The organism is Ralstonia sp. UNC404CL21Col, from assembly GCF_000620465.1.
GTDB lineage: Bacteria > Pseudomonadota > Gammaproteobacteria > Burkholderiales > Burkholderiaceae > Ralstonia > Ralstonia flatus.
In genome coordinates, this window is the sequence record NZ_JIBE01000010.1 from 1 (window position 1) to 26,228 (window position 26,228).

Sequence of the window (26,228 nt, forward strand, 5' to 3'; positions counted from 1 at the left end):
CTCGGGCGCGCCTTTCTTTTGCTTACTTTTCTTTGGCAAGACAAAGAAAAGTGAGTCGGTCCCGGCAGGGAACGAAAGGGAGATGGACCACCAAGGCCAAAACAAAACCAATCAACGCCCCCAGCAACCATCACGACACCACCACATCCCCCACCAGCGCACGCGCACTGTCCCTCCACTCCTGCACATAATCCGGCGTACCCGCCGGCGCAGCCTCCACCACCGGCGGCAACGGCAACAGCGCCATCGGCAGCACCCCAGCCCACACAGGCAGGTCAAGGTCTTCAGCATCATCCTTCGGCCCGCCCGTGCGCACTTTGCACGCCGCCTCATCCAGCGGAATGCGCAACACGGTTGTGGCAGCAAGTTCCTTGGCATTCCCGGGCCGCGCCTGTCGTGAACGACCAGGCGCGAGCACTTCCATAAAGGTATCGAGCACCGCAGGCTTTTGCGCATCCGGCACGACTTCGAACACCCCGTAGACGACAGCCGACCGGTAGTTCATCGAATGGTTGAACGCCGAGCGCGCCAGCACCAGCCCATCGATGTGCGTGACGGTCACGCAGACCTGCGCCCCGCTGCCGGCCAGCTTGAGCATGCGGCTGCCGTTGGAACCGTGGATGTACAGATGATCGCCCTCGCGCCAGCACGCGGTCGGGATGCAATGCACGCCGTGCTCGTCGGCGAAGGCGATGTGGCAGACGTAAGCCTCGTCGAGGATGGCATGCAGCGTGGTGCGGTCATAGTGGCCGCGGTGCGCGACGCGGCGCACGCGGGTGCGGGCGCTGGGCGATGTGGGTTCTGTGGTGGACATGCGGCGGCTCCGAATCGTGAATCGTCAATCGATATGCCGACGATAAAAAAACCGTGGCACCATGCATAGACCCACAAAAATCCAAAATCCTGGAGCCACGATGGACTACGGCGTCCTGCTGTCGAACTACGAACGCACGGCGATGCACGGCGAAGGCGGAGCCCGCACCTCGCAGCAGCATCGTCTGTATGCCTGCCTGCGTGCGGCCATCCTGAGCGGACAGATCGAGGAAGGCACGCGCCTGGCGCCATCGCGCACGCTGGCCGAAGAGCTGGGCATCGCGCGCAACTCGGTGCTCTACGCGTACGAGCAACTCGCCACGGAGGGCTTTGTGCTCAGCCGACGGCAAGGCACGGTGGTGGCGCGCGTCGGCCTGCAGCAGACGCCCGCGCAGGCGCCCGAAGCCGCGCCCGAGCTGTCGCACCGCGTGAAAGACCTGGAACGCCCGCGCGGCGGCATGGACGACCTGCTGCCCTTCCTGCCCGGCACGCCAGCGCTGGATGAATTCCCGCTGGCGCAATGGCGCCGCTGCATGGAGCGCGGGTGGCGCCGCATCGGTCCGGGGCAGATGGGCTACGGCCCGGTCGAAGGCAACGTGGCGCTGCGGCAAGCCGTGGCGGAATACCTGCGCGTTTCGCGCGGGGTGCGCTGCGATGCGACGCAGGTGTTCATCACCGATGGCACGCAGAACAGCCTCGACATGTGCGCCCGCACGCTGGCCGATGCGGGCGACACCGCATGGATCGAGAACCCCGGCTACTACGGAGCGCGCGCCGCCTTGCAGGCCGCCGACATGCGCCTGGTACCGATCGGCGTCGATGCCGATGGCCTCGCCCCGCGCGAGGCGGACTGGCGCGACACGCCGCCCAGGCTCATCTACATCACGCCGTCGCACCAATACCCGCTGGGCGCGGTGATGAGCCTGGAGCGCCGCCTTGCGCTGATCCAGCATGCCCGCGCAGCCGGCGCGTGGATCATCGAGGACGACTACGACAGCGAATTCCGCCACACGGGCGCGCCGCTGTCGGCCGTGCAGGGCCTGACCGAAGATGCACCCGTCATCTATCTCGGCACGTTCAGCAAGATGCTGTTCCCGGCGCTGCGCCTCGGCTACATGGTGGTGCCGCCCGCCCTGGCACCCGTGCTGAAAAAAGCGGCAGGTGCGCTGATGCTGCGCGGGCGCGTGGCTGAGCAACTCGCGCTGGCCGAGTTCATCGAAGCCGGACATTTCACGCGTCACCTGCGCCGCATGCGTCGCCTCTATGGCGAGCGCCGCGATGCGCTGCAGGCTGCAATCGAGCGACATCTGGATGGCATCGTCACCGTATCGGGCGGTGCAGGCGGCATGCATCTTTCCACGCGGCTCGACGCGCCAGTGGCCGACACCGAGGTCAGCCGCGTCGCCCGGGAACGCGGGATGGTGCTGCGGCCACTGTCACGCTTCTGCCTGCCCGGCACGCTGACCGCGCAATACAACGGCCTCGTGCTCGGCTACGGCAACGTGCCGGCCGACGCGATGGACGGATTGGCCCAGCGCATGCGCGACGTGATCGAGAGCGTCGCCGGCTGATTTTCACGCGGTCATCTTCGTGGCGGCGGCCAACGCCGCGATGGTCCAGCCGGCGCCCAACAACACGCGGCGCGTGTGCAAGGCGTCGAGCACGTCGCCGCCCACCGCATCGCCGAGATAGCGCAAGCGCTTGTCGCGCACCTCCACGTAACCCGACGCATACCGCGCCGCCAGCGATTGCCACAGCGCGTGCGCGCCCGTCGACTGCCGCGCCCCGCTCATCAGGCACATGCCGCCATCCAGCGCGCGCCGATACACCGCCGATGCCAGCCCGCGCCGCTGATACCGCGCCGCGTATTTCGAATGCGGTGCACGCAGGATGCGATCGGCACGCTTGTCGAGTTCAATCAGCCGGTTGAACACCGTGACGCCAGCAAAGCGCCGCGCGGCCACATCCTCGACGTAGACGTAAATCTCGCCGTCGGCCTCGCGTGTGTGCAAGCGAAAGCCGGGCAAGGTGGCATCGTCGCAGGCCATGCCGTGCAGCGGCGTGCCGGGCGTCTGCATGCGCTCGTACAGCGTGTCGAGTTCGCGCTCGATGTCTTCACTGCCGTGCTCGACGTCGATGCGCAGACCGAGCGGTGCAAGCCAGCGCTGCAGCGGCCGCAAGACGGAAAACAGCGTCGGCCAATCGAGGGGCGGCGGGATGGGCAGCGCGCCGCTCATCGCGCGCCCCAGTGTCCACTGACCAGACCGTCAGGACGCGCAAGCGCATGCACGCGCGCGCTGACGGGCCAGTCGGCCAAGCGCACCGCCAGCCCGGCATACACGCCGTAGCCGGGCCCGGCCACGATCGTGCCGCCGGCCTCCACGCCTTCGCCCGCCCGGATGGCGCCGCCCGCTTCAATGTCGCCGCCGGCCCGGATGCCCCAGCCTGCTTCGAGATGCGTGTCGGCGCACAGGTCGCCCCCGGCGAAGATGCCGTTCGCGCTGACGATGCCGGCCTCGCTGATCACCTCGTCGCCAGCGCGCAGGCCCTTGCCGCAGCGCACGTTGCCGCGCGCTGCGAGTGCCTCGCCAACCAGCAAATCCGCGGCTGCGTCGATGCCGGCATCGCAATGCAAGTCGCGATGCACGCGCACCAGGCCGCCGCAATGCAATGCGCCGGTGGCGGTCAGGCCCCAGCCAACGCGCAGGTCGCCGCCGACATGCACGGCGCCGTCGCAGTAAAGACCGGCCTTGGCTTCCAGATCGCCGCCGGTGGTGATCGACTCGCCTGCGCGCACGCCACCGCCGGCGCGAATGGCCTGGCCGGCGCGCAACACGCCATCGACATGAATGCCGCCGCGTACAACGATGGTGCCGGCAAAGACGAGCGCATCGGCTTCGATGTCGTCGGCGTCGAGCACGGCATCGGTCGGGCCGAAGTTGTCGAGCAGCCAGATCGCATCGCCGATGCGGCCTTCGCGTACGAGGCTGTCGAGCAGGTGTTGGTAGTCGGTGCCGCTGTGGCGGTTGCGGATGTACCAGCGGTAGCCATCCGCGCAAGGCCGCTTGGCCTTGACGAAGTTCTGCGTGAGTTCCATGGCGGTTCCTGCGCCGCCGCGCCGGGTTGCATCCGGCGATGGCAGGCGTACCGGCGCCGGCGCGTGTCAGCGCCAAGCCGGAATGAAAGGGAGACGGGAGCGGAGCGTGCCGTACGGGGCACGTGCGCCAGCTTGTGGCGACACCCCGCACGGCTTACGAAAGCCGGGCGAGCAGGAAGTGCCGGAGGGCGACGTGCGTGCTGAACCGATCGTGCAAGTTGCCGCCACGCAGGCGCGCGCCATCTGCCGGCAGCGTGTGCCGGGGTTGGGCGGTGGCGAAAGCGGTGGCGATCACGATCGTGGTTTGAGGAATGCGGGCGGAACTGCGCAGGATGGCGGCGCGGCTTGCGAAAGTCCAGGGATTGCGTGACTTGGTCGCAGCTTCTTTACCGAAGTTTGCCGATTTCGCCGCAAACGTTGCATGCACCGCACAACCGGTGCAACCACCGCTTCCGTCCCTCTGCATGCGTGCATCGGACACCACAACCAAGGGAAAACCCACCCCCATTCTTGCTGCGTTGCACGGTGTTCCGAATGTCACGCGATGCTACGATGCCTCGACCCACGGCCCTCTGCCAGTTTCCACAAGAAGCGGCGCAGGCGGCACCAAAAGAGACCTGCTGTCGGTGATCCCGGCACACCCACACGGAGCACGCATGAATGCCCCTCTGAACGACGCGCTACGCCGCGCGCTCGAAACCGTTTCCCTGGACGACAAGTACACGCTCGAGCGTGGCCGCATCTACATCAGCGGCACGCAGGCACTGGTGCGTCTGCCGATGCTGCAGCAGGAGCGCGACCGCGCCGCTGGGCTGAACACGGCGGGCTTCATCTCGGGCTACCGCGGCTCGCCGCTGGGTGCGCTGGACCAGGCCTTGTGGAAGGCCAAGAAGCATCTGGCCGGCCACAACATCGTCTTCCAGGCGGGGCTCAACGAAGACTTGGCCGCCACGGCGGTCTGGGGCTCGCAGCAGGTCAATCTGTATCCGAATGCCAAGTTCAGCGGCGTGTTCGGCATGTGGTACGGCAAGGGGCCGGGCGTCGACCGCACGATCGACGTGTTCAAGCACGCCAACTCGGCCGGCTCGTCCGCGCATGGCGGCGTGCTGGTGTTGGCAGGCGACGACCACGCCGCCAAGTCGTCCACGCTGGCGCACCAGTCGGAGCACGTCTTCAAGGCGGCCGGCATTCCGGTGCTGTATCCCTCGAACGTGCAGGAATATCTCGACTACGGCCTGCACGGCTGGGCAATGAGCCGCTACTCGGGCCTGTGGGTGTCGATGAAGTGCGTGACGGACGTGGTGGAATCGTCCGCCTCGGTGGACGTCGATCCGCACCGCGCGCAGATCATCCTGCCCGAAGATTTCGTCATGCCGCAAGGCGGGCTGAACATCCGCTGGCCCGATCCGCCGCTGGTGCAGGAAGCGCGGCTGCTCGACTACAAGTGGTACGCCGGCCTGTCGTACGTGCGTGCCAACAAGCTCGACCGCGTGGTGCTCGATTCGCCGCAGGCGCGCTTCGGCATCATGACCGCCGGCAAGGCGTACCTGGACGTGCGCCAGGCGCTGGTCGATCTCGGCCTCGATGAGGACACCTGCCGCCGCATCGGCATCCGGCTGTACAAGGTCGGCTGCGTGTGGCCGCTGGAAGCGCACGGCGCGCGTGCGTTTGCGGAGGGGCTGCAAGAGATCCTGGTGGTGGAAGAGAAGCGCCAGATCCTGGAATACCAACTGAAGGAAGAGCTGTACAACTACCGCGACGACGTGCGTCCGCGCGTGTACGGCAAGTTTGATGAAAAGGACAACGCCGGCGGCGAATGGTCGGTGCCGATGGCGAACTGGCTGCTGCCGGCGCATTACGAGCTGTCGCCCGCGCTCATCGCGCGCGCCATCGCCACGCGCCTGGAGAAGTTCGAACTGCCGTCGGACGTGCGCGCGCGCATTGCCTCGCGCATCGCCATCATCGACGCCAAAGAAAAAGCGCTCGCCAAACCGCGCATCACCGCTGAGCGCAAGCCGTGGTTCTGCTCGGGCTGCCCGCACAACACGTCGACCAACGTGCCGGAAGGCTCGCGCGCGCTGGCCGGCATCGGCTGCCACTACATGACCGTGTGGATGGACCGCCGCACCGACACCTTCAGCCAGATGGGCGGCGAAGGCGTGGCGTGGATCGGCCAGATGCCGTTCTCGGGCGACCAGCACGTGTTCGCCAACCTCGGCGACGGCACGTATTACCACTCAGGCCTGCTGGCGATCCGCGCGTCGATTGCGGCCAAGGTGAACATCACCTACAAGATCCTCTACAACGACGCCGTGGCCATGACGGGCGGCCAGCCGGTCGACGGCCCGCTTTCCGTGCCGCAGATTGCCGCGCAGGTCTACGCCGAAGGCACGTCGCGCATCGTCATCGTCACGGACGAGCCCGAGAAGTACAACGCCGCCATCAAGCTCCCGGAAGGCGTAACGGTGCATCACCGCGATCGCCTCGATGCCATCCAGCGCGAGCTGCGCGAAGTGCAAGGCACCAGCGTGCTGATCTACGACCAGACCTGCGCGACGGAAAAGCGCCGTCGCCGCAAGCGCGGCACGATGGCCGATCCGGCCCGCCGCGCGTTCATCAACGACGCCGTGTGCGAAGGCTGCGGGGATTGCTCGGTCAAGTCGAACTGCCTGTCGGTCGAGCCGCTGGAAACGGAGCTGGGCACGAAGCGCAAGATCAACCAGTCGTCGTGCAACAAGGACTTTTCGTGCGTGAACGGCTTCTGCCCGAGCTTCGTGACGGCAGAAGGCGCGCAGGTGCGCAAGCCGGAGTCGCACGGCGTGTCGATGGACGGCCTGCCGCTGCTGCCGCATCCTGAGCTGCCGGCCATCCACCGCGCGTATGGCGTGCTGGTGACCGGCGTCGGCGGTACGGGCGTGGTCACCATCGGCGGCCTGCTCGGCATGGCCGCGCACATCGAAGGCAAGGGCGTGACCGTGCTCGACATGGCGGGCCTGGCGCAGAAAGGCGGCGCGGTGCTCTCGCACGTGCAGATCGGCGAGCGCCCCGATTCGATCCACGCCACGCGCATCGCCATGGGCGAGGCGGACCTCGTGATCGGCTGCGACGCGATTGTGTCGGCGTCGGACGAAGTGCTGTCGAAGGTGCAGCACGGCCAGACGCGCGCCATCATCAACAGCACGGCATCGCCCACGGCCGACTTCATCAAGAACCCGAACTGGCGCTTCCCGGGCAGCTCGGCCGAGGCGGACATCCGCGCGGCCGTCGGCGACGCCTGCGCATTTGAAGATGCCAACACGCTGGCCGTGCGCCTGCTGGGCGATGCCATCTTCACCAACCCGCTGGTGCTGGGCTTTGCATGGCAGAAGGGCTGGGTTCCGCTGACGCACGACGCGCTCATCCGCGCGATCGAACTCAACGGCGTCGCCGTCGAGAAGAACAAGACTGCGTTCGAATGGGGCCGCCACCTCGCGCAAGACCGCGAGGCGGTGCTCAAGCTGGCAGGCGATGCGCCGCGTGCCAAAGCGGATGTGATTGCCCTGCCCTCGCTCGACACGCTGATCGCCCGCCGCGTCGATCTGCTGACCGCATACCAGAACGCCGCGTATGCCGCTGAATTCCGAGCGGTGGTCGAGCGCGTGCGTGCAGCAGAGGCCGCCGTGGTGGGGGCCGGCCAACCCCTGGCGTTCACGGAAGCCGTGGTGCGCAACCTGTCGAAGCTGATGGCGTACAAGGACGAATACGAAGTCGCCCGTCTGTACACCGATCCGGCCTTCCTCGACAAGCTGCGCGCGCAGTTCGAAGGCGAACCCGGCCGCGACTACCAGCTCAACTTCTGGCTCGCGCCGCCCATGACGGCCAAGCGTGACGAGAAGGGCCACCTGGTCAAGCAACGCTTTGGTCCGAACACGATGCGCATCTTCAAGGTGCTCGCCAAGCTCAAGGGCCTGCGCGGCACGGCGCTCGACATCTTCGGCAAGACTGAAGAACGCCGCACCGAGCGCGCGCTGATCGGCGAATACCGCGCGCTGGTCGATGAACTGGTGAAGGGCCTGACGGCGCAAAAGCTGGCGCAAGCCGTGGAACTGGCTCGCCTGCCGGAGGACATCCGCGGCTTCGGCCATGTGAAGGAGGCCAACCTGGCTGCGGCGCGCATCCGCTGGAACAAGCTACTGGCCCAGTGGCGCGATCCGGCGGCGGCACAGCGGGCGGCCTGATCGGCGCGAAGCGTTGGGCATCGCCAATAAAAAACGGAGGCTTCGGCCTCCGTTTTTCTTGATGCGTGGGCTTCGTCAGCCCGGCACGATCTGCTGCGCGTAGTCGTACAGATCCTGCAGGATGCTCTGCGCACGCGTGTCGCCGTTCTCTGCCGCTTCCGCGCCCAGCTGTTGAAGCCGCTCGCCGAAAATTTCGAAGGTCATGTACCCGTCACGGCCTTCGAACAGCCGCTCGGCGCGCAACTGCTCCCACTGCTCGTATTCCTCTTCGTTCAGCGTGTCGGGGAAATTGCGTGCGCGGTAATGGAACAGCAGCTCAGGCAGGCGCGCATCGGCAAACTCCGCATGCAGGCGCGCGAGCTGTTCGCCGCTGAGCGTGCGCAACTCGTTGAGCAGGCGGCGGTCGTCGTTGCCGACGAATCCGCCGTAGAGATTCTGGTCGACGTCTTCAATCGGCTCCAGTTCGCGGGCGTACACCTGACGCCATGTTTCGCGCATGTCGGGCGCGCCTTGGGCGATGGCGGCGTGGCGTTCGATCGTGGCGAAGTCGATGCCCCAGCGTTCTGCCTGCGCGGGCTGCAGCGTCTTCATGTTGCTGATGACGATGGGCGACTTGTTGATGTGGATCGACTTGATCGGCAGTCGCGTGGTGCCTTCGGCCAGGTCGGCCGTGCGCGTGAACATGCGCTCGCGGATCGTCGCCACATCCATGTGAAACAGCTCGGACGGGTCGAACGCCAGGTCCCAGACGATCAGCTCGTTCTTGTTGGTCGGGTGCCCGGCCAGCGGCCACACCACGGCCATGCAGCCACGCTCCACGCCGTACATGCCGGAGATGTGCAGCAACGGCCGCGGCGCATCGCCAATCTCGGCCACCACACGGTCTTTCTTGCGCAGCGCCAGGCAGAAATCGAACAGGCGCGGCTGCGCATTGCGAATCAGACGCGCCAGCGCAATCGTCGCGCGCACATCGGACACCGCATCGTGCGCCGCCTCGTGCACGAGGCCGTTGGCCTTGGACAGATGCTCCAGCTTGAAGCTCGGCCGACCGTCTTCGTGGGTCGGCCATTGGATGCCTTCGGGGCGCAGGGCCCACGTGGTGCGCACCACGTCGAGCAGATCCCAGCGCCCGCATTCGTTCTGCCACTCGCGGGCGTACGGATCGATCAGGTTGCGCCAGAACAGGTGGCGCGTCACCTCATCGTCAAAGCGGATGGTGTTATAGCCGACGCCGATGGTGCCGGGCGTGCCAAGTTCGCGCTCGATGGCCTGGGCAAAACGGTATTCCGGAACGCCCTGCCTGGCGCACTGCTGCGGCGTGATGCCGGTGATGAGGCACGACACCGGATCGGGCAGCCAATCGTTGGACGGCTGGCAGAACAGTTCGACGGGCTCGCCGATCTCGTTCAGCTCGGCATCGGTGCGGATGCCGGCAAACTGCGCGGGGCGATCACGGCGCGGCACGGCGCCGAACGTTTCGTAGTCGTGCCAGAGAAAGGTGGGAGTGACGGGCAAGGCAGCGGCTCGCTGGAAAACACTGAAGATGCCGGCATGTTAACAGTGTTGCCCATCCCGCTCGCCCTCCTAGGCGGTTGACTCACATCAACCCGCATCGGGCAGGCGTCGACCAGACTGGTATCTCCCCCAACCCGGAGATGTCTCATGGCCCAGTCGATGAAAGCCGCGGTAGTCCATGCGTTTGGTGAACCCTTGCGCATTGAGGAAGTGCCGGTTCCCACACCTGGGCGCGGACAGATTCTTGTCAAGATCGCGGCCTCGGGCGTCTGCCATACAGACTTGCACGCCGCCGAGGGCGACTGGCCCGTCAAGCCCAGCCTGCCGTTCATCCCCGGGCACGAAGGGGTGGGTTATGTGGCAGCCGTGGGCGAAGGCGTAACCGCCGTCAAGGAAGGCGACCGCGTGGGTGTGCCGTGGCTCTACACCGCCTGCGGCCACTGCGAGCACTGCCTGAGCGGCTGGGAGACCCTCTGCTACGAGCAGCAGAACACCGGCTACTCCGTCAACGGCGGCTATGCCGAATACGTACTGGCCGACCCGAACTACGTCGGCCACCTGCCCGCGCAGGTCAGCTTCGAAGAGATCGCACCGATCCTCTGCGCAGGCGTAACAGTCTACAAGGGCATCCGCATGACGGATACGCGCCCCGGCCAGTGGATCGCCATTTCCGGCATTGGCGGGCTGGGACACGTGGCGGTGCAATACGCGATCGCGATGGGCCTGCACGTGGTGGCCGTCGACGTGGCGCCCGACAAACTGGCGCTGGCACGGGAGCTGGGGGCCAAGCTCGTCGTCGATGCCTCGCAGCAAGACCCGGCGGCCGTGATCCAGAAAGAGATCGGCGGTGTACACGGCGTGCTGGTGACGGCGGTGTCACGCAGCGCCTTTGCGCAAGCATTGGGCATGGTGCGGCGCGGCGGGACGATCTCGCTCAACGGGCTGCCGCCGGGCGATTTTCCGCTGCCGATCTTCTCCACGGTGCTCAATGGCATCACCGTGCGGGGCTCGATTGTCGGCACGCGGCGTGATCTGCAGGAGTCACTGCAGTTTGCCGCCGAGGGGTTGGTACGCGCCCACATTCACCGCGACAAGCTCGACAACATCAACCAGGTGTTCGCCGATCTGAAGGCGGGCAAGGTGGATGGGCGCATCGTCCTGACGCTCTGAGCGCCGCCACCCGGCGGTGCGAGTAAGCTGCAGGCATCACGTCAGCTTGCCCCACCCCCATGCGCATCCTCTTTTTCAGCAGCCACCGTTACGACGAAGACAGCTTCCGCGCCTCACTCACGCGTGGCGGCCACGGCTTCGACCTCGTCTTCCAGCGCGCGCACCTCGACGCGCAGACGGCATCCCTCGCGTCCGGCTTTGAAGTGGTATGCCCGTTCGTGAATGATTGCCTGGATGCGGATGTGCTGGAAGCGCTGGCTGCAGGCGGTACGCGGCTGATCGCGCTGCGCTCGGCAGGCTTCAATCACGTCGACCTGCCGGCCGCCCAGCGCCTGGGACTGACGGTGGTGCGCGTGCCGGCGTATTCGCCGCACGCGGTGGCCGAACACGCGGTGGGCATGATCCTCACGCTGAACCGGCGGCTGCACCGCGCCTGCAATCGCACGCGCGAAGGCGATTTCTCGCTGGACGGATTGCTGGGCTTCGACCTGGCGGGCAAGACCGTCGGCGTCGTCGGCACAGGGCAGATCGGTCAGGTGTTCGCGCGCATCATGGCCGGCTTTGGCTGTCACGTGCTGGCATTCGATCCATTTCCGCAGGCGGCGCTGGCAACGCAGGGCGTGCGCTACGTGCCGCTGCCGGAATTGCTGGCGCAGGCCGATATCGTCAGCCTGCACTGCCCGCTCAACGCTGACACACACCACCTGATCGACGCCAACGCGCTCGCCAGCATGAAGCCGGGCGCCATGCTCATCAATACGAGCCGCGGCGGGCTGGTCGACAGCCCCGCCCTGATCGACGCGCTCAAGAGCGGCCAGCTCGGCCACCTTGGGCTCGACGTCTACGAAGAAGAGGCCGATCTGTTCTTCGAAGACCGCTCCGCCGACGTGCTGCAGGACGACGTGCTGGCGCGCCTGCTGAGCTTTCCCAACGTCATCGTGACTGCGCATCAGGCGTTCTTTACGCGCGAAGCGCTGGCGGGCATTGCCGACACCACGCTCGCCAACGTGGCGGCGTGGGCGGCCGGCGCGCCCGTCAACGTGGTGAAGGGCTAGGCCGGCACGTCACGCTGCTGCGGCTTTCGGCTGCGACAGTTCGCTCTCGCCTTCCTTCACGTAGATGGAGTTGCGTGGCTTGGCGAGCACGCGCCGCACCATCGGCTCGAAGAACGACAGCGGCAGGTTGTCGTAGTCGGGCATGAAGGCGGCGGCGTCGTATTTGGCGCAGAACTCGGCGGTGCGCTCGAACAGCTCGGGCTGGCTGCGGTACTGCTCACGCAGGTTTCGATCGAGCCCGAGATGGTGGAAGAAGTAGTAGCCCTGGAAGATGCCGTGCTTCTCGACCATCCACAGGTTTTCCGGGCTCACGAACGGCTTGAGGATGGCCGCGGCGATGTCCGGATGGTTGAAGCTGCCCAGCGTGTCGCCAATGTCGTGCAACAGCGCACAGACGACGTATTCCTCGTCCCGCCCGTCGCGGTGGGCGAGCGTGGCCGTCTGCAGTGAGTGCGCAAGACGGTCGATCGGAAAGCCGCCGCAATCACCGTCGAGCAGCTTCAGGTGCGCGAGCACCCGGTCGGGCAGCGCGCGGGCATAGGGCATGAACTCGGCCGAGATGGCGGCCCAGTCTTCGCGCGTGCCGTGCTCCATATGGGAAAACGTCGCGCGCGGGGCGGTGTGTTGCGGATCGGTCATTGGGGTGTCTCCTTCGTCGCCGGAATGGTCGCGTCGGTGCCGCGTCGTATTTCTTGAATGGCTGGGTGCGCGGCTAGCGGGCCATTCTCTGCCCGGCGCTTGCATGCAGACTGTCAAGCGTTTGACAATGATCGGACCGCCCTCGCCGCATCCTGCCGCCATGCCCGCAGACGCCACCCACACCGCCGCCGCGCCCACGCCAGCACAGCTTGCGCAGGGCTGGCTGCGCGACGCCCCCGCCGAGCTGCTGGCCGAGATTGCGCCCACCGCACGCCTGATCACCTACCCCGACGGCGAATGCATCCACCCGCACGGGGGTCCCGCACAGGGCATGTTCCTGATCGTGCGCGGCCGCGTGCGCATCAGCCGGACGACCGACGGTGGCAGCGAACTCGTCTACGGCGTGCTGCGGGCGGGCGAATGGTTTGGCGAGATCGCGCTCATCGACGGCGGCGGCCGCACACACAGCGCCCATGCGCAGGGGCCGACCACGCTCGTCTTGCTGGGCAGCGCGGCGTTTGCGCGCGTGGTGTCGGCCTATCCGGCCGGCATGTGGGCGCTGATGCAGCAGCTCTGCCAGCGCATCCGCCTCATCTTCGACGAGTTCGAGCACGCCAGCGAAATGCCCGCCGACGCCCGCCTCGCCCAGCGACTGCTGCAGCTCGCGCGCGCCGGCGATGGCCGCTGCGTGGCCGCCAGCAACGAAGAACTGGGCCGCATGCTGGCGCGCTCGCGGCAGACGATCTCAAAGTACCTGCAAGCGTGGCAGCGCGCGGGCTGGATCCGCTGCCATTACCGGACCGTCGAGATCGTCGATGCGGCAGCTTTGCGGAGGCTGATGGACGGGCACGCTGCCTGAGCGTACCTGGCGCTGCGTCGCGTCCCGAGGTGACGCAATTGCCATGACGCATTCACCACTTTGTGGGCACAAGATTGCTTTTCGGAACCTTTGCAAGCGCACATCTGTCTTGAAACATGGGACGTGATGTTTCATTCTCATAGGATGACCGGCCCGCTTTTTGCGAGATTGCCGACGGAGGAAACGCCTTGTCACAGGTTCATCTGGAAACGTCATCTGCGAGCGAGCGCATGCCTTGGTCGATCCAAGAGATCAGCTACGGCAGCATCGACGTTGCGCGCGTGCGCGAAAACCGCACGCTGTTCTACCTGGTTGCGAGTGCCTCGTTTGTCGAGAGCGGCTCCGACCTCTACGCCGGCAACCTCGCTCAGTACTACGCCGATCGGCCGGAAACCGCGCACTGGCTGACCCACCACTGGGAACGCGAAGAGCTGCAGCACGGCCGCGCGTTGCGCCGCTACGTTGAAGCCGTCTGGCCCGAGTTCGACTGGGAGCGCGGCTACGCCCGCTTCTTCGAGGAATACTCGGTCACGTGTTCGGTCGACCAGTTCGAACCCACGCAGGCGTTGGAAATGGTCGCGCGCTGCGTTGTCGAAATGGGCACGGCCACGTTCTATCGCGCCATCGCCCAAGCCGCGGCCGACGCCGATGAACCCGTGCTGCGCGACCTCGCCAGCCGCATCTCGGCCGATGAAGTCCGGCATTACAAACACTTCCTGCGTTTCTTCAACGAGTGCAACGCGAGCGAGGGCGTGGGCCGCGCGCGCGTGCTCAAGGCGCTCGCCTCGCGCCTGCGTGAAATCAAGAATGAAGATTCGATGATCGCCCTGCGCAATGTGCTGCGCATCGAGCGTGGCCAGGAAGATGTGCCCGAAGCCGATGTCCGCGCCCTGAACTCGCGCGTGAGCGCCCTGGTGCGCTCGTACCTGCCGCTCGACATGGCCGCCAAGATGCTGCTCAAGCCGCTGCGCCTGCGGCCTGGATTCGAGCGCTCGATCCGGCCGCCCCTGGTGGCCGTGGTGCGGCGCGTGATCCTGCACTAGGCCGGAGCGCACGGCGCAGGCGTCAACAAAAAACCCGGGTTTCGGCCCGGGTTTTTCTCATTCAGCCGACCACAAACCGCTTCAGGCGAGCCGGAACACGTCCACCGCGCCGCGCAGTTCCTGGGCTTGCTGGCGCAGGCTTTCGGCCGCAGCAGCCGCTTCCTCGACCAGCGCGGCGTTCTGCTGCGTCACCTCGTCCATCGACGTGACTGCGCGGTTGACCTCTTCGATGCCTTGCGACTGCTCGCGCGACGCGTGGCTGATCTCGCCCATCAGGCCGGCAATGCGCTCCACGCGCGTCACGATGTCCTGCATGGCATCGCCGGCGCCGCGGGCGGCCTCGTTACCGGCCTGCACTTCTTCGACCGAGCGACTGATCAATTCCTTGATCTCCTTAGCGGCAGCTGCACTGCGCTGAGCGAGGCTGCGCACCTCGCCGGCCACGACGGCAAAACCGCGGCCCTGTTCGCCGGCGCGGGCGGCTTCCACGGCGGCGTTCAGCGCGAGGATGTTGGTCTGGAACGCGATGCCGTCGATGATGCCCGTGATGTCGGCAATCTTCTGCGCGGTGGCGTGGATGCCCGACATGGTGCCGACGAGCCTCTCGACGGTCTGGCCGCCGGCATTGGCCGCCTCGCTGGCGGACTGCACCATGTCGTGCGCATGGTGGGCGCTCTCGGCATTCTGGCGCACGGTGGCGGCCAGTTGCTCGATGCTGGATGCGGTGCGTTCCAGGTTGCCGGCCTGCGCTTCGGTGCGTGCGGAAAGATCGGCATTGCCGGCGGCGATCTGGCCGGTGCTCGACGCGATGGTGGAGGCGCTGGCGCGCACCTTGTCGACGATGCCCGAAAGGCCGTCGCCGACGCCGTTGACGGCGCGCATGACCTGGCCGATCTCATCGCGGCGCGTGGTGGGCAGGCGGTGCGTGAGGTCACCCGCAGCCACACGCTGCGCGACGTTCACCACCTCGGCCAGCGGCGTGCTCACGGCGCGGCGCAGCATCCAGTACAAGCCGCCCGCCAGCAGCGCGCCGAGCGCCAGCCCCAGCAGCAGGAACCGGTTACGGGCGGCCACCAGGTCGGCGTTGAGTTCATCCACGTAGGCCGTGCCGGCAATCACAAGCTGCCAGTCGGGGTATTGCGTGAAGACGGTCAGACGCTCGCGCGCGGTGCCGCCTTCGGTGTCGGCCAGCACGTGACGCAGCGTGCCGTCCTTTCGCGCGATCATCTCGCGCACCCAGGCCTGGCCGCCGGCGTCCTTGGCGTCGAGCAGATTCTTGCCTTCGCGGTCTTGCGCATGGTCGATCAGCACCTTGCCCTGTTCCGCGCCGGGCTTGCCGTCGATGACGAAATAGCCGCCCGTCTTGCCGATACCGTGCGAGCGGATCTTGTCCTTGAGCAGTGCCAGTTCCGAGCGCACGTCCACACCCACGTACAGCGCGCCGATGACCTTGCCCGACGCATCGCGCACGGGCTCGTACTTGCTCATGTAGGGCACGCCAAACAGCCACGCCAGGCCGCGGAACGGCTCGCCGGCCATCAGCGCCTTGTAGCTCGGGTGGGCGCGGTCGAGCAGCGTACCGATCGCGCGTTCGCCGTTTTCCTTCTTGAGCGAGGTGGTCACGCGCACGAAATCGTCGCCGGTGCGGGCAAACACGGTGGCGATCGTGCCGCCGGTGCGCGCGAAGAACTTGTCCGGCACGGTGAAGTTGAGGTTCAGCACCGAGTCGCCGCTCTTGAAGGTGGGCGTCGGCTTGCCGGCCACTTCCACGGTCTGCGCCGGATCTACGCTGTACGGCCCGGGCGCGGCGTCGGCAAAGGCGGTCAGGAAGCGGTCGGCCTCGGTGCGCATGGTGCCGTCGAACAGGCTGATCATGTCGCGCATGGCCGCCTCCTGGTTGTGCATGGCCGACTGCGTATTGGCTTCCAGCATGCGCAGGCTCGATTGCGAGTTGGCCAGGGCAAACATGCCGAACACCGCCACCAGGGCGATCAAGCCAATCACGGCCAGACGGGTGCCAAGGCTCGTTGGCGATTGTGAAACTTCAGACAGGGGCGCAGACGCTCTCATACTTTTTTTCCTGGGGGTCGTCAGTCGAGTTAACAACGGATCGACCTGCAAAAGCTTGAGCGCAAACGTTTTACAAACCGCTTTGTCTGATAAACCAGACATCTGTCTGCCATCCCGGACGTCACCGGTCGCAGGTCAGCTCGACATGCTGCGGCGTGAGCTTGGCGGGGTTGCCGGCGCCGAGTTCGATGCGCCAGTCAGCCCCGCGCGCGGCGCCCACGTCGCGGCCGTCCACCGTGGCGCGGCAGCGGCCCGCGTTGGCAAAGCGGATGAACGGCCGCGTATAGCCGGCAACATCGACCGACAGGGAACGGCCGTCCGCGCTGCGCCGCCAGTTCGACAGGCGGCCGCTGGCCTCGCGCACGTACGGCAGCGTTGGGCCGCCGTTGTCCAATGCAAAGCGCGCCGAGCCGCCGGTCAGGTGGATATACGTGCCGCCCGGACCGGCAGCGTAGCCCGCCACGTCGCGCGCATCCGCAAGACGCGGCACACCGGAGCCAGCCCAGCGCACGGTGCGCAGGTCGCCATTGCCGCGCACGACCCAGGCATCGCCGTCACGCGCAACTGCGATGGCGCGGAAGTCGAGCACCTTGCGGATGTAATCCGACGCGTAGATCGGCATGACCGGCTGGGCGACCGCCCAGTCGTACACCTGCCGCAAGGCGGTGAGCGAGGCCAGCTTGGTGCCCGAATACATGTGGTAGTAAATGCCGATCGGCTTGAAGCGATAAGGCTTGTCGGTCAGTTCGAACGTTTCGATGGCCCGCGAGAAACCGTAATACGGGCCATGCCAGAGGTTGGTGTAGATGTTCTCGTTCTGGTCGGGCGCAAAGACCTGGAACAGGCCATCGCCTTTGTCCACGCCAAGCGGCGCCACGGCCGTCCAGCTCGGGTTGGAGCGCGTGATGTAGGTGTCGCCGCCGTTCATGTTCAACACACCGGCTTCGACCGTCTTCTGCACGGCAATCGGCGGCACCTGGCCGTTGCCGCTCCACAGCAGCACCTTCACGCGCTTGCCTGGCGGCGCCAGCTTCGTGTTGATGTACTGGATGGAGCCTGCGATCTCGCGGTCGAAACTGAAGCGGTAGTTGGGAATCCTCAACGAGAAAGAGGTGTCGCTGCCTTCTGGCGTTGCGGCGGAGGCGGGATCGGGCGGATTGGTGGTGCGCAGCCAGTTGAACGGATGCGAGAACGTGTGGCTGGCCAGTTCGACGTAGGGCTGCGCAAAGAGGGTCCGCGCGATCGGCTCGAGTTGCGGCGTGAGCTTCGGGTACACGCCGTCGGCCGCCACTTCGCCCTCGATGATCGACACGGTGGTCGGCACCTTGTAGCGGTCCAGGATCTCGCGCAGCAGCGCCTGGCCGGAAAACTCGCTCGGCGGGAATTCGGTGCGGGAGGCAAATCCGTCGCCGTCGATATGCACGGTCATCAATCTGCGGCCGTTCTCCGTCGTGGTGTCGGGCACGGGCATGGCCGGCAGCTGCAGCGCGCGGCGCAGAAAATCGAGCGGCTGGATCACCCAGCGCGCCTGGTCGACCTCGGGCATGCGGAACACGCCAAACGGCTGCAGCACATAACCGCCCCACGGCATGATGGCCGCCGCGTCGTAGGCGTAACTGCCGGCCGACAGCCGCAGCAGCGACTGCGCCCCCGCCACGCCGGAATCGACCTGCACCCCCACGGCCATGCGCCGGTCAGGATGGGGCTGCAACTCGAAGCCCATGATGGGATCGCGCGAGACCACGGCAAGCGGCCCTGCCGGCGTGCCGGGCACGGCTTGCAGATCGAACATCTGCGCCGTGGGCGCATCCATGTTCAGCCCGAACTGGTTGAACATCGCCACACGCACGCCGGCGCCCATCGTCCGCCGAAGCCACGACGCCCACGCGCCCGGCCGGGATGCAACGCCGTCGAACCAGGTAACGACGCCCGCATAGCGGTCGGGCGTGACGGCCGGCAACGGCTTGTTGGCGTCGGCAAATTCGACGCGATAGCCGAGATAGTTGATCGGCATGGCCAGATAAAGGACCGACGGCGCGGTGTTGGTGCTGGTGCCGGGCTCCTGCGGCTCGACCAGCAGGACGCGGCGCGGCATCACCTCCAGGCGGCCGATGCCGATGAACTCGGCGCCCGGTGTGGTCGCGTAGCTGCTGACGCCCGCTGCGCGTGCCACATTGGCGGTCTCGCGCAGACAGGCCCGGTTGTAGTTGGGGCAGTAATCGAGCGCCACTGCAGGCAGGTGGTACTGGGCGCCGATGTTGCGCAGCGTGGCGATCCGCGCCGTGCGGTCGGCATCGGCCACATCCTGCAAGCCCTCGCCGCTGGTGCGCTCACGCACCAGTCCCGCCGTCACCACGCCGGACAACTGCGGTGCGAGCGTCTCGAGCCACGCCGTGCCGCCGGCCAGCAGCTTGGTCTGCGGCGCGCGGGCGTGCAGCGCCTGGGCCAGTGCCGCAATGCGGTTGCCCGCATCGGGCGCGCTGTGCTGAAGCACGTCGAGCCCATCCAGCAGGAAGCCCGCATAGCCTTGCGCCAGCAGCGGCGCAAAAACCTGGTCGATCACATTGGCGGGCCACGCGCTGGCGCGCATTGCGTCGGTCTGCTGCGTCAGGTCTACACGGGCGAACCACAGCGTGGGCGATGGCTGCTTCGGATCGAAACTGCCTGCCGTGGCCGGGTCCAGCACGACCCAATCGAAGGCTTGCAGTTCAGCCACGGGGACATCGCGGCCGTAGTAGAAGGCGATCTGCGGATCTGCGGAAGCGGACGTCGCAGGTGGCTGGGCGACCGCGTTCCCCACGCCAAACACCCACGCCAACGCACAGGTGCCCAGCCACACGGGCCACCGCCGTGCCCACCGCCACACCCGCTTCTTGCCCACCGCCTGCCTGCCCTGCATCCCGGTCCTCGAAAAGTCGATCCGACTTTCATTGTGTCGGGCAGCCGTCCGATTGCAATGTTTGTGGCCGCAGCGTGCCCGCCAGGGCACCTCGGTGGCACCTCGGGGCAATGGCGGGCGGTACGCGGCTCAGTAGCCGACCACCGTGTACTGCGGGAATTCCGCTTCGAACGCCTTCTCCAGGTTGTCGGCAGAGGCGACTGCGGAGGTGTAGACAGCAGTTGTCGTGCCGCTGTCGTAGGCCAGCGTGACGGCCCAGGCGGCATGCGCCGTGTTGACGCGATCGCGTGCGGCTTGCGCCGCGAGCAGGCCCGGGCCGTTATCCGGTTTGGTTCCGTAGACTTTGCAGTTGGACATGGCAATCACTCCGAAGATGTGGAAGGAATGCCGCCAACGCACGGGCGAGGACACGCTCGGTCTGGCTGGTCTGCGTTCTTGACGATACGGGTGAACAGACACGCTGCCGGCTGGTCCCGCCGGCATGCACCAGCGGCACGGCCAGCGTAAAAGCCGGGGCCGTGCGCCGGAATGGTGCGTTCGTCAGGGCTGGCGTTCTAGAACGCCGACTTCACCACGCCGCCGTCCACGCGCAGCGCCGCGCCCGTGGTGGCCGAAGACAGCGGGCTCGCGACATAGGCAACCAGGTTGGCCACCTCCTGCGTGCTGGCAAAACGCTTGATGAGCGAGGTCGGGCGGGCCGTCTCGAAGAAGGTCTTTTCGAAGGCTTCGAAGCTCTGGCCGCCCGAGAGCTTCTCGACAAACTCGTCCACACCCTCGGAACGCGTCGGCCCGGGCAGCACGGCATTCACGGTGATGGCCGTGCCCGCAGTCAGCTCGGCCAGGCCACGCGAGAGGCCCAGCAGCGCGGTCTTCGTGACGCCGTAGTGAATCATCTCAACAGGAATCTGCACGCCGCTCTCGCTGCTGATGAACACGATGCGGCCCCAGTTCTGCGCACGCATGCCGGGCAGGTAGGCGCGGGACAGGCGCGCGCCGCTCAGCACGTTCACGTTGAAGAAGTGTTGCCACTCGGCGTCGTCGATCTCCTCGAACGGCTTGGGGTCGAAGATGCCCAGGTTGTTGATCAGGATGTCGACTTTGGGAAAGCGCCCGAGCAGCACGTCGACCTGTCCCGCATTGGACAGATCACCGGCAAAGCCCTCGACCTGGGCGTCGGGCACTTCGGTGCGCAGGCGCGCAATCGCGTCGTCCACGGACGCCTGGGTACGGCCGTTGACGATCACGCGGGCGCCTTCGGCGGCCAGTGCTACAGCGATGGCATGACCGATGCCCTTGGTTGAGCCGGTCACGAGAGCAAGCTTGTTCTGAAGGTGGAGGTTCATGGCGTTCAAAAAAGGAATATGGGGGAGGACGAGCACGCCGCGCCACATGGTGCGCGTGGGTTACGGCGTCGACGTTTCAACCATGATACGAAGCACCCCGCCCCTTGGCAGCCGCAATCGTTTTGCAGCGGTATCCAACGAGATTTGACGATCGACGTTGGTGTCGATCCCGGCTTGACGGCCTGGGCAAGCGACGATTAGTGTGCAATGAAGCACGCCAGCGTTACCGGAACGCGGTGTGCCTTACAAGCCGGATCACCGGCAGAACGGGGAGCACCACCATGAGCATCGACGTACAGACACCTGAGGCCGCCCAGGCCAGCACCACCGAAGGCGCCTACCAGCTTGACACCATGGACCGCGATACCAACATCGGTCGGCTCGTGCATCGAGTCCGACACGCGTTGGTGACGCACATCGACAGTGCCCTGGCCTCGCTGGACCTGACTGCCGCGCAGTGGACGGTCGTCATCTACCTGGCCGAAGACCTGGCCACCACGCCGGCCGAACTCTCGCGCCTGCTGCATTACGATCCGGGCGCGATGACGCGGCTGATCGATCGGCTCGAGAAGAAGAACATCGTCAAGCGCGCGCCCAGCGATGCGGATCGCCGCTCGGTGGTGGTCTCGCTGACCGAGCAGGGTCGTGCGCTGTATCCGGAGATCCGGCCGCTGATCATCGATGTGCTGAACCACCTGCTGCGCGGGTTTTCGCAGACCGAGGTCAAGCAGCTGGAGAACCTGCTGCTGCGCGTGCTGCATAACGCCTGACTGGTTCAGGCGTTGGCGGCTCGGCAGGCGGCGCCGTCCTGGCCGACGGCGGTGCGGACGCGCACGGCATGGCGCGGGCGCAGTTCAGCTCACTGCCCTTCCAGCTCGTGCTTGATCTTGAACAGCTCGGTATCGGTGCGGATGCCGAGCTTGCGATAGGCCGATTGCTTTTGCGAGCTGATCGTCTTGATGCTGCGCGCAAATTTCTCGGCAATGTCCGTGACCGACATGCCGTCCAGGCAGCAGCGCAGCACTTCGCGCTCGCGCGGGCTGAGTTCTGAGCGGTCGAGCAGCGCCGACAGCTTGGTGCTGTTGGCGGCGGGCGCTGGCGCATCGGCGGAAAGCGCATCGTGCTCCATCTCGGCTGCCAGGGCGGCATTCAGGCGCTTGCCGCCGGCGGCCACGGTGCGAATGGCGCGCACCAGTTCCGACAGTTCTTCTTCCTTGCCGACAAACCCGCGCGCACCGGCATGCATGACCATGCCCACCGTCGCCTTGTTGTGATGCGCCGAAGCCACCAGGATCTTCAAGTCCGGATAGCGCACGCGAATCAGGCGGATCAGGTTCAGCCCATCGATCTCGGTCGGTCCGAGCGAGTAGTCCATCAGCAGGACGTCCACCTCGACGGTGGCGTCCTTGAGCGCCCGCACGATGTCGCGGCCCGAGGCAAACATGCCGGCAACCTCGATGTCGGCTTCCTGTTTCAGGCGCGCAGCCAGACCATGGCGGACAACCGCATGGTCATCGAGCACGATCACGCGGATCGGCCGGGTCGCGGTCCAGTTCATGTGGGCAGGTTCCTATTCGACGGGTTTTGCTCGCAGCACGTAAGCGCCTCCAAGGTGCTGCAGGGGCCGACATCTTAATAGCATTCCCGCGCAGCGACGGCGCTCACCGGGTCTCGACGACGGTGTCGTCTCGCGCGTAGACGGAACAGTTCCGATACTGCTCCTGGCACCACGACATCGCGCGGAACTCGGCGTTCTGCCCCCACGCGTAGCGGAACACGTCGCCGTCGGCCGCGACGAACACCTTCGGCCAGGGTTTCTGCAAATACTCTGCAAATCCGGCCTGGGATTTGGGCCCAAGTTCACCGCGTTTGCGCGGCTGCGGCGCAGCGGCAGCCACCGCCGTGGCAGAAGCCGTGTTCACCGACACCGCCGACGCTGCAGCAGCGCGCTCGGCCAGCGCCTTCTGCGCACGGGCCGGCACATCGTTGATCCACTCGGCCGGCGCGGCAAAGTTCAGGTTCTGCCCGTAGACCGCGGAGACCATGCGCGACGTGATACCGACCAGCCGCGCATTGCTGTCGAACAGGCCGCCGCCGCTGGAGCCATGCGAGATCGCCGCCGACGTCTGGATCGCGGTCAGCACACCGTTGTCGTCATGCCGCAGCGACGAGATCAACCCCTCGCTGATCGTCAGGTCAAACCCGAGCGGATTGCCGATCGCGTAGACCTTCTGCCCCGTCACCAGCATGCTGCTTGGCACGATGCTGACAGCGGGATAGTGGAAATCGGCAACGCGCAGCTGGCAGAGATCGCGCTGCACATCGGGATACAGCAGCCGCGCGCCAAAGCTGGCGTTGCCGCGCTTGAGCGTGACCTGCTTGCCGCCGCGCAGCACGTGGCAGTTGGTCACGGCCAGTCCGTCGCCAATGACCACGGCGCTGCCCAGAGCCGTCGGCTGGCCGTCGGCGTTGGTGACGCGCACCTCCCAGATGCTGGGCGCGACCTTGGCGAACACTTCGGCCGGCTCCAGCGCGGCCGCCGGCAACGCGGCCAGTACCGCGGCAGCGGCCGCGAACGTGCGGATCATGAAGGCTGGGCGACAGATCATTGCGGTGTCAGCAAATCGGAAAGGTCGCTCAGCGTGGTGGAGCCGTCTTCGGAGCGCGTCTTGTCACGCATGAAGGCCACGTCTGCATCGGTCAGGTCGGGGCAGCTGCCGGTACCCCACGACGGGTTGATGCGGTAGGCGCGATAGCGGGCGTTGATGGCGTGCCACGACCGGCCGTCGTCGGACTCCGCCACGCCGGCGCGGCACTCGTGCGCGTTGGTCGGGTAGCTGGCCGTCATCTTGTACCGCTTGCCTGGCTGGGGCACGAACGTCACCGACACACCGCAGCGGTAGATGAGCGTGCCAGAGGTACGGATGAAGCTTGCGCCCAGCGCGGTCGGCACACCGGCCAACACGCGGATCGACCGGGTGGCGTCAGCGGGCCTGAGCGCCGTGCGCGGGTTGCCGCAGTGCTTTGCGTCGTCAAACGCGAGGATGGTGGCTGTGGTGCTGGCCAGCGGGCGGACGAAATCCACCGTCGCGGTGTTGGCGCCGGCAGGCGGCTCCGTGTAAGGCGCTGCGCAGCCGGTCAGCCACAGCGCGCCCCCGATTCCGATGGCCGCAGCAATCGTTCGGCTCGTCATACCCTTCCCCCCGGGATTCTTGTGTTTGGTGTGTTTGTGCGTTTGCGCACAAGTGTAACCAAAGGTGGCGCCAGGGGAGCGCCGGCGCGACGTGCGGGCGTTGCACGCGCGCGTCGTCTTGGGGAGTCCGCTCAGGCCAGCGCCGCGTCGATGCGCGCCTGCGTGCTGCGGCGCGCGCGCTCGAACACCGCCATGTCGCCCATCAGGAACGCCACGTTGGCGTTGGAGCGAAACGATTCGATCTCGAAGACGAGCTGATCGACGTCGACATCGGCGCGCAATTCTCCGGCGGCCTGTGCCGCGGTAATGGTCTCGCGAAACCGCGCGCGCACCGATTCGCGATGCCCGCGCACGCGGTCCTGGATCGCGCCCGGCCGCGCCCGGTATTCGTAGCTGGCCGCGCAGACAAAGCAGCCGCCCGGCGATGCCCCGCTGGCGACGTAGTCGAACCAGCCGTCGGTCAGCGCACGCAGGCGGGCAAGCGGGCTTTCCAGCGCCAGCGCGGGCTCCACCACCTTCGCGCGGTAATGCACCACGCCCGCGTCGAGCGTGGCGAGCTGCAGCGTTTCCTTGTCGCCGAAAAGCACCTGGATATTGCCCTTGCCCACGCCGGCATCCGTGGCCACGCGGCCGATGGTGAGGCCCTCCAGCCCGTCGGTGGAAGCGATGGCAGTGGCGTGCTCGAGCACCTGGGCGCGCGCACGTTCGCCACGCTGGCGCCGGCCGTCGGTTTCGTTCATGGCAATGCCCTATCGGTGAGTGGGGTCAACACAATCGGCCCTTGACGTGGGCCCATCGCTCTCTAGTATACGTACGACCGTATATTAATAACCGAGATCCCCCATGTCAACGGAATCCCTTTCTGCCGGCAGCGTCGCCGCGCCGGCCAAACGGCACTGGCCGGCGCTGGCGGCGCTGCTGACCGGCAACTTCGTCACCATTCTCGACCTGTTCATCGTCAATGTGGCGATTCCGGACATCCGCGCAGGCCTGCACGCCAGTTTTGCGGAAATCCAGCTCGTGATGGTCGGCTACAGCGCGGCGTACGCAGTGTTCCTGCTCAACGGCGCCCGCCTGGGCGACCTGTTCGGGCGCAAGCGCATGTTTCTGGCGGGCATGGCGCTATTCACGCTCGCCTCTGCGCTATGCGGACTGGCAACCACGCCATGGATGCTGATTGCCATGCGCGTCGGCCAGGGCCTGGGCGCAGCCATTCTGATGCCGCAGGTGATGGCCTCGCTGCGCGTGCTGTTTGACGGCGATGCGCGGCGCCGTGCGTTCGGCACCATGGGCGCTGTGCAGGGCGTGGCGGCGTCGGTCTCGCAAATCATCGGCGGCTGGCTGATTGCGCATCCGCTGGCGGCCGGCGTGTCGGGCTGGCGCGCGGTGTTCCTGGTGAACGTGCCGATCGGCATTGCCGCGCTGCTGGCGGCACGGGCCTTCGTGGCCGAATCCCGTGCGCCGGTGGCTGCGCGGTTGGACGTGCACGGCGCCGTCGCCGGCGCGGTGGCGCTGGCGATGCTGCTGGTGCCGATCATGCAGGGCCGCGAATCCGACTGGCCGTGGTGGTCGTGGGTGGTGCCGCTGGCCTCGTTGCTGGTGTTCCGCCACTTTGTGCGAGTGGAGCAAGCGCTGTCGGCGGCGGGCCGCGTCCCGATCATCGAAATGGCGCTGTTCCGCAACCGCAGCTTTGTGCTCGGCGTGCTGGCGATCTTCCTGTTCTACACGGCCATCAGCTCGTACTTCCTTGCGCTGACGATCCTGCTGCAGTTCGGGCGCGGCCTGTCGGCGTTGGCCGCTGGGCTGGTGTTCACGCCGGCCGCCATGGCGTTCTTTACCGGCTCGCTGACGGCGCCCCGCCTGGCTGAACGCATCGGGCAGCGCGCGTTGCTGCTCGGCGTGGCGATCTTCGCCGTGGGCATGGTCGTGCTGGCCACCATGGCGCAGCTGGGCGCGGAGACTGCGTGGCTGATCCTGCCGCTGATGCTCAACGGCTTTGGGCAGGGCATGGTGATTCCGTTGTCGCTCAACACCATCCTGAGCGGCGTGGAAACCGCCCAGGCCGGCATGGGCGCCGGTACGGTCACGACCATGCAGGCCGTCGGCAACGCGGTGGGCGTGACGGTGGTGGGCGTGCTGCTGTTCTCGCTGCTCGGTCAGGTCGATGGGGCCGATGGCGCGGTCGCGGTGGACGCGGCAACACACGGCGCACACTACGGTCACGCGTTCGCGCTGGCCACGCTCTACAACGTGGGGGCGACGGTGCTGTCGTTCGTGCTGTTCTGGCGCGCGTGGCGCCGTCACGCCTGAGCGGG

22 protein-coding genes are annotated in these 26,228 nt (G+C 66.7%); 8 read left to right on the forward strand and 14 right to left on the reverse strand.

Going from position 1 to position 26,228, the window contains the following annotated elements:
- Positions 1 to 130 precede the first annotated feature (130 nt).
- Entirely contained in the window at positions 131 to 814 is a 684-nt protein-coding gene (locus N511_RS0117435) for a pyridoxamine 5'-phosphate oxidase family protein (protein ID WP_027680454.1), read from the reverse strand.
- A 100-nt stretch (positions 815 to 914) separates the two neighbouring features.
- On the opposite strand from N511_RS0117435, the gene pdxR reads away from it, so the two are divergent.
- On the forward strand, positions 915 to 2,384 hold the full coding sequence (gene pdxR, locus N511_RS0117440; RefSeq protein ID WP_027680455.1) for a MocR-like pyridoxine biosynthesis transcription factor PdxR: 1,470 nt from the start codon (positions 915 to 917) through the stop codon (positions 2,382 to 2,384).
- A gap of 3 nt (positions 2,385 to 2,387) precedes the next feature.
- On the opposite strand, the gene N511_RS0117445 is transcribed toward pdxR, so the two are convergent.
- The 3 genes from N511_RS0117445 to N511_RS0117455 all read right to left on the reverse strand — a co-directional run bounded on the left by N511_RS0117445 (position 2,388) and on the right by N511_RS0117455 (position 4,418).
- Entirely contained in the window at positions 2,388 to 3,050 is a 663-nt protein-coding gene (locus N511_RS0117445; RefSeq protein ID WP_231479639.1) for an N-acetyltransferase, read from the reverse strand.
- Positions 3,047 to 3,910, reverse strand: a complete 864-nt coding sequence (locus tag N511_RS0117450) for a hypothetical protein (RefSeq protein WP_027680457.1) — start codon at positions 3,908 to 3,910, stop codon at positions 3,047 to 3,049. The genes N511_RS0117445 and N511_RS0117450 overlap by 4 nt, the downstream gene beginning before the upstream one ends.
- Positions 3,911 to 4,064: 154 nt before the next feature.
- Positions 4,065 to 4,418: a hypothetical protein gene (locus N511_RS0117455; protein WP_155954068.1), complete on the reverse strand. Its 354-nt coding sequence runs from the start codon at positions 4,416 to 4,418 to the stop codon at positions 4,065 to 4,067.
- A 148-nt stretch (positions 4,419 to 4,566) separates the two neighbouring features.
- On the opposite strand from N511_RS0117455, the gene N511_RS0117460 reads away from it, so the two are divergent.
- The gene (locus N511_RS0117460) at positions 4,567 to 8,127 is read left to right on the forward strand and encodes an indolepyruvate ferredoxin oxidoreductase family protein (RefSeq protein WP_027680459.1); all 3,561 of its coding nucleotides are present in this window, start codon (positions 4,567 to 4,569) and stop codon (positions 8,125 to 8,127) included.
- Positions 8,128 to 8,202: 75 nt separating this feature from the next.
- On the opposite strand, the gene sbcB is transcribed toward N511_RS0117460, so the two are convergent.
- The gene (gene sbcB / locus N511_RS0117465; protein ID WP_027680460.1) at positions 8,203 to 9,642 is read right to left on the reverse strand and encodes an exodeoxyribonuclease I; all 1,440 of its coding nucleotides are present in this window, start codon (positions 9,640 to 9,642) and stop codon (positions 8,203 to 8,205) included.
- A 147-nt stretch (positions 9,643 to 9,789) separates the two neighbouring features.
- Here sbcB and adhP point away from each other — a divergent pair, with 147 nt between their 5' ends.
- Both adhP and N511_RS0117475 read left to right on the forward strand, forming a co-directional pair.
- Positions 9,790 to 10,812: an alcohol dehydrogenase AdhP gene (adhP, locus tag N511_RS0117470; RefSeq protein ID WP_027680461.1), complete on the forward strand. Its 1,023-nt coding sequence runs from the start codon at positions 9,790 to 9,792 to the stop codon at positions 10,810 to 10,812.
- A gap of 59 nt (positions 10,813 to 10,871) precedes the next feature.
- Entirely contained in the window at positions 10,872 to 11,867 is a 996-nt protein-coding gene (locus tag N511_RS0117475) for a 2-hydroxyacid dehydrogenase (protein WP_027680462.1), read from the forward strand.
- 9 nt (positions 11,868 to 11,876) lie between these two features.
- Here the strand turns inward: N511_RS0117475 and N511_RS0117480 are convergent, their stop codons facing one another.
- A complete protein-coding gene (locus N511_RS0117480) occupies positions 11,877 to 12,506 on the reverse strand; it encodes an HD domain-containing protein (protein WP_027680463.1) in 630 nt (209 codons plus the stop codon).
- Between the two features lie 127 nt (positions 12,507 to 12,633).
- Here N511_RS0117480 and N511_RS0117485 point away from each other — a divergent pair, with 127 nt between their 5' ends.
- Both N511_RS0117485 and N511_RS0117490 read left to right on the forward strand, forming a co-directional pair.
- Positions 12,634 to 13,365 carry a Crp/Fnr family transcriptional regulator gene (locus tag N511_RS0117485; protein ID WP_027680464.1) on the forward strand — a complete coding sequence of 244 codons (732 nt, stop codon included), beginning with the start codon at positions 12,634 to 12,636 and terminating at the stop codon, positions 13,363 to 13,365.
- A gap of 230 nt (positions 13,366 to 13,595) precedes the next feature.
- Positions 13,596 to 14,408, forward strand: a complete 813-nt coding sequence (locus N511_RS0117490) for a ferritin-like domain-containing protein (RefSeq protein WP_027680465.1) — start codon at positions 13,596 to 13,598, stop codon at positions 14,406 to 14,408.
- An 81-nt stretch (positions 14,409 to 14,489) separates the two neighbouring features.
- On the opposite strand, the gene N511_RS0117495 is transcribed toward N511_RS0117490, so the two are convergent.
- From N511_RS0117495 to N511_RS0117510, 4 genes are all read right to left on the reverse strand, one after another.
- On the reverse strand, positions 14,490 to 16,478 hold the full coding sequence (locus N511_RS0117495) for a methyl-accepting chemotaxis protein (RefSeq protein ID WP_027680466.1): 1,989 nt from the start codon (positions 16,476 to 16,478) through the stop codon (positions 14,490 to 14,492).
- A 121-nt stretch (positions 16,479 to 16,599) separates the two neighbouring features.
- Positions 16,600 to 19,377 (reverse strand): bifunctional glycoside hydrolase 114/ polysaccharide deacetylase family protein, encoded by a 2,778-nt coding sequence (locus N511_RS0117500; protein ID WP_027680467.1) that lies wholly within the window; start codon positions 19,375 to 19,377, stop codon positions 16,600 to 16,602.
- A gap of 129 nt (positions 19,378 to 19,506) precedes the next feature.
- Entirely contained in the window at positions 19,507 to 19,734 is a 228-nt protein-coding gene (locus tag N511_RS0117505; protein WP_027680468.1) for a hypothetical protein, read from the reverse strand.
- A 197-nt stretch (positions 19,735 to 19,931) separates the two neighbouring features.
- Positions 19,932 to 20,720 carry an SDR family NAD(P)-dependent oxidoreductase gene (locus N511_RS0117510; RefSeq protein WP_027680469.1) on the reverse strand — a complete coding sequence of 263 codons (789 nt, stop codon included), beginning with the start codon at positions 20,718 to 20,720 and terminating at the stop codon, positions 19,932 to 19,934.
- A 281-nt stretch (positions 20,721 to 21,001) separates the two neighbouring features.
- Here N511_RS0117510 and N511_RS0117515 point away from each other — a divergent pair, with 281 nt between their 5' ends.
- Complete coding sequence (locus tag N511_RS0117515) at positions 21,002 to 21,490, forward strand: MarR family winged helix-turn-helix transcriptional regulator (protein WP_027680470.1); 489 nt, start codon at positions 21,002 to 21,004, stop codon at positions 21,488 to 21,490.
- 89 nt (positions 21,491 to 21,579) lie between these two features.
- On the opposite strand, the gene N511_RS0117520 is transcribed toward N511_RS0117515, so the two are convergent.
- The 4 genes from N511_RS0117520 to N511_RS0117535 all read right to left on the reverse strand — a co-directional run bounded on the left by N511_RS0117520 (position 21,580) and on the right by N511_RS0117535 (position 24,653).
- Positions 21,580 to 22,278 carry a response regulator transcription factor gene (locus N511_RS0117520; protein WP_027680471.1) on the reverse strand — a complete coding sequence of 233 codons (699 nt, stop codon included), beginning with the start codon at positions 22,276 to 22,278 and terminating at the stop codon, positions 21,580 to 21,582.
- 103 nt (positions 22,279 to 22,381) lie between these two features.
- Complete coding sequence (locus tag N511_RS0117525) at positions 22,382 to 23,308, reverse strand: S1C family serine protease (RefSeq protein WP_027680472.1); 927 nt, start codon at positions 23,306 to 23,308, stop codon at positions 22,382 to 22,384.
- 17 nt (positions 23,309 to 23,325) lie between these two features.
- Positions 23,326 to 23,913 (reverse strand): hypothetical protein, encoded by a 588-nt coding sequence (locus N511_RS0117530; RefSeq protein WP_027680473.1) that lies wholly within the window; start codon positions 23,911 to 23,913, stop codon positions 23,326 to 23,328.
- 131 nt (positions 23,914 to 24,044) lie between these two features.
- Positions 24,045 to 24,653, reverse strand: coding sequence for a TetR/AcrR family transcriptional regulator (locus N511_RS0117535; RefSeq protein WP_027680474.1), 609 nt, complete (start codon positions 24,651 to 24,653; stop codon positions 24,045 to 24,047).
- Between the two features lie 103 nt (positions 24,654 to 24,756).
- Here N511_RS0117535 and N511_RS0117540 point away from each other — a divergent pair, with 103 nt between their 5' ends.
- Positions 24,757 to 26,223, forward strand: a complete 1,467-nt coding sequence (locus N511_RS0117540) for an MFS transporter (RefSeq protein WP_027680475.1) — start codon at positions 24,757 to 24,759, stop codon at positions 26,221 to 26,223.
- Positions 26,224 to 26,228 lie beyond the last annotated feature (5 nt).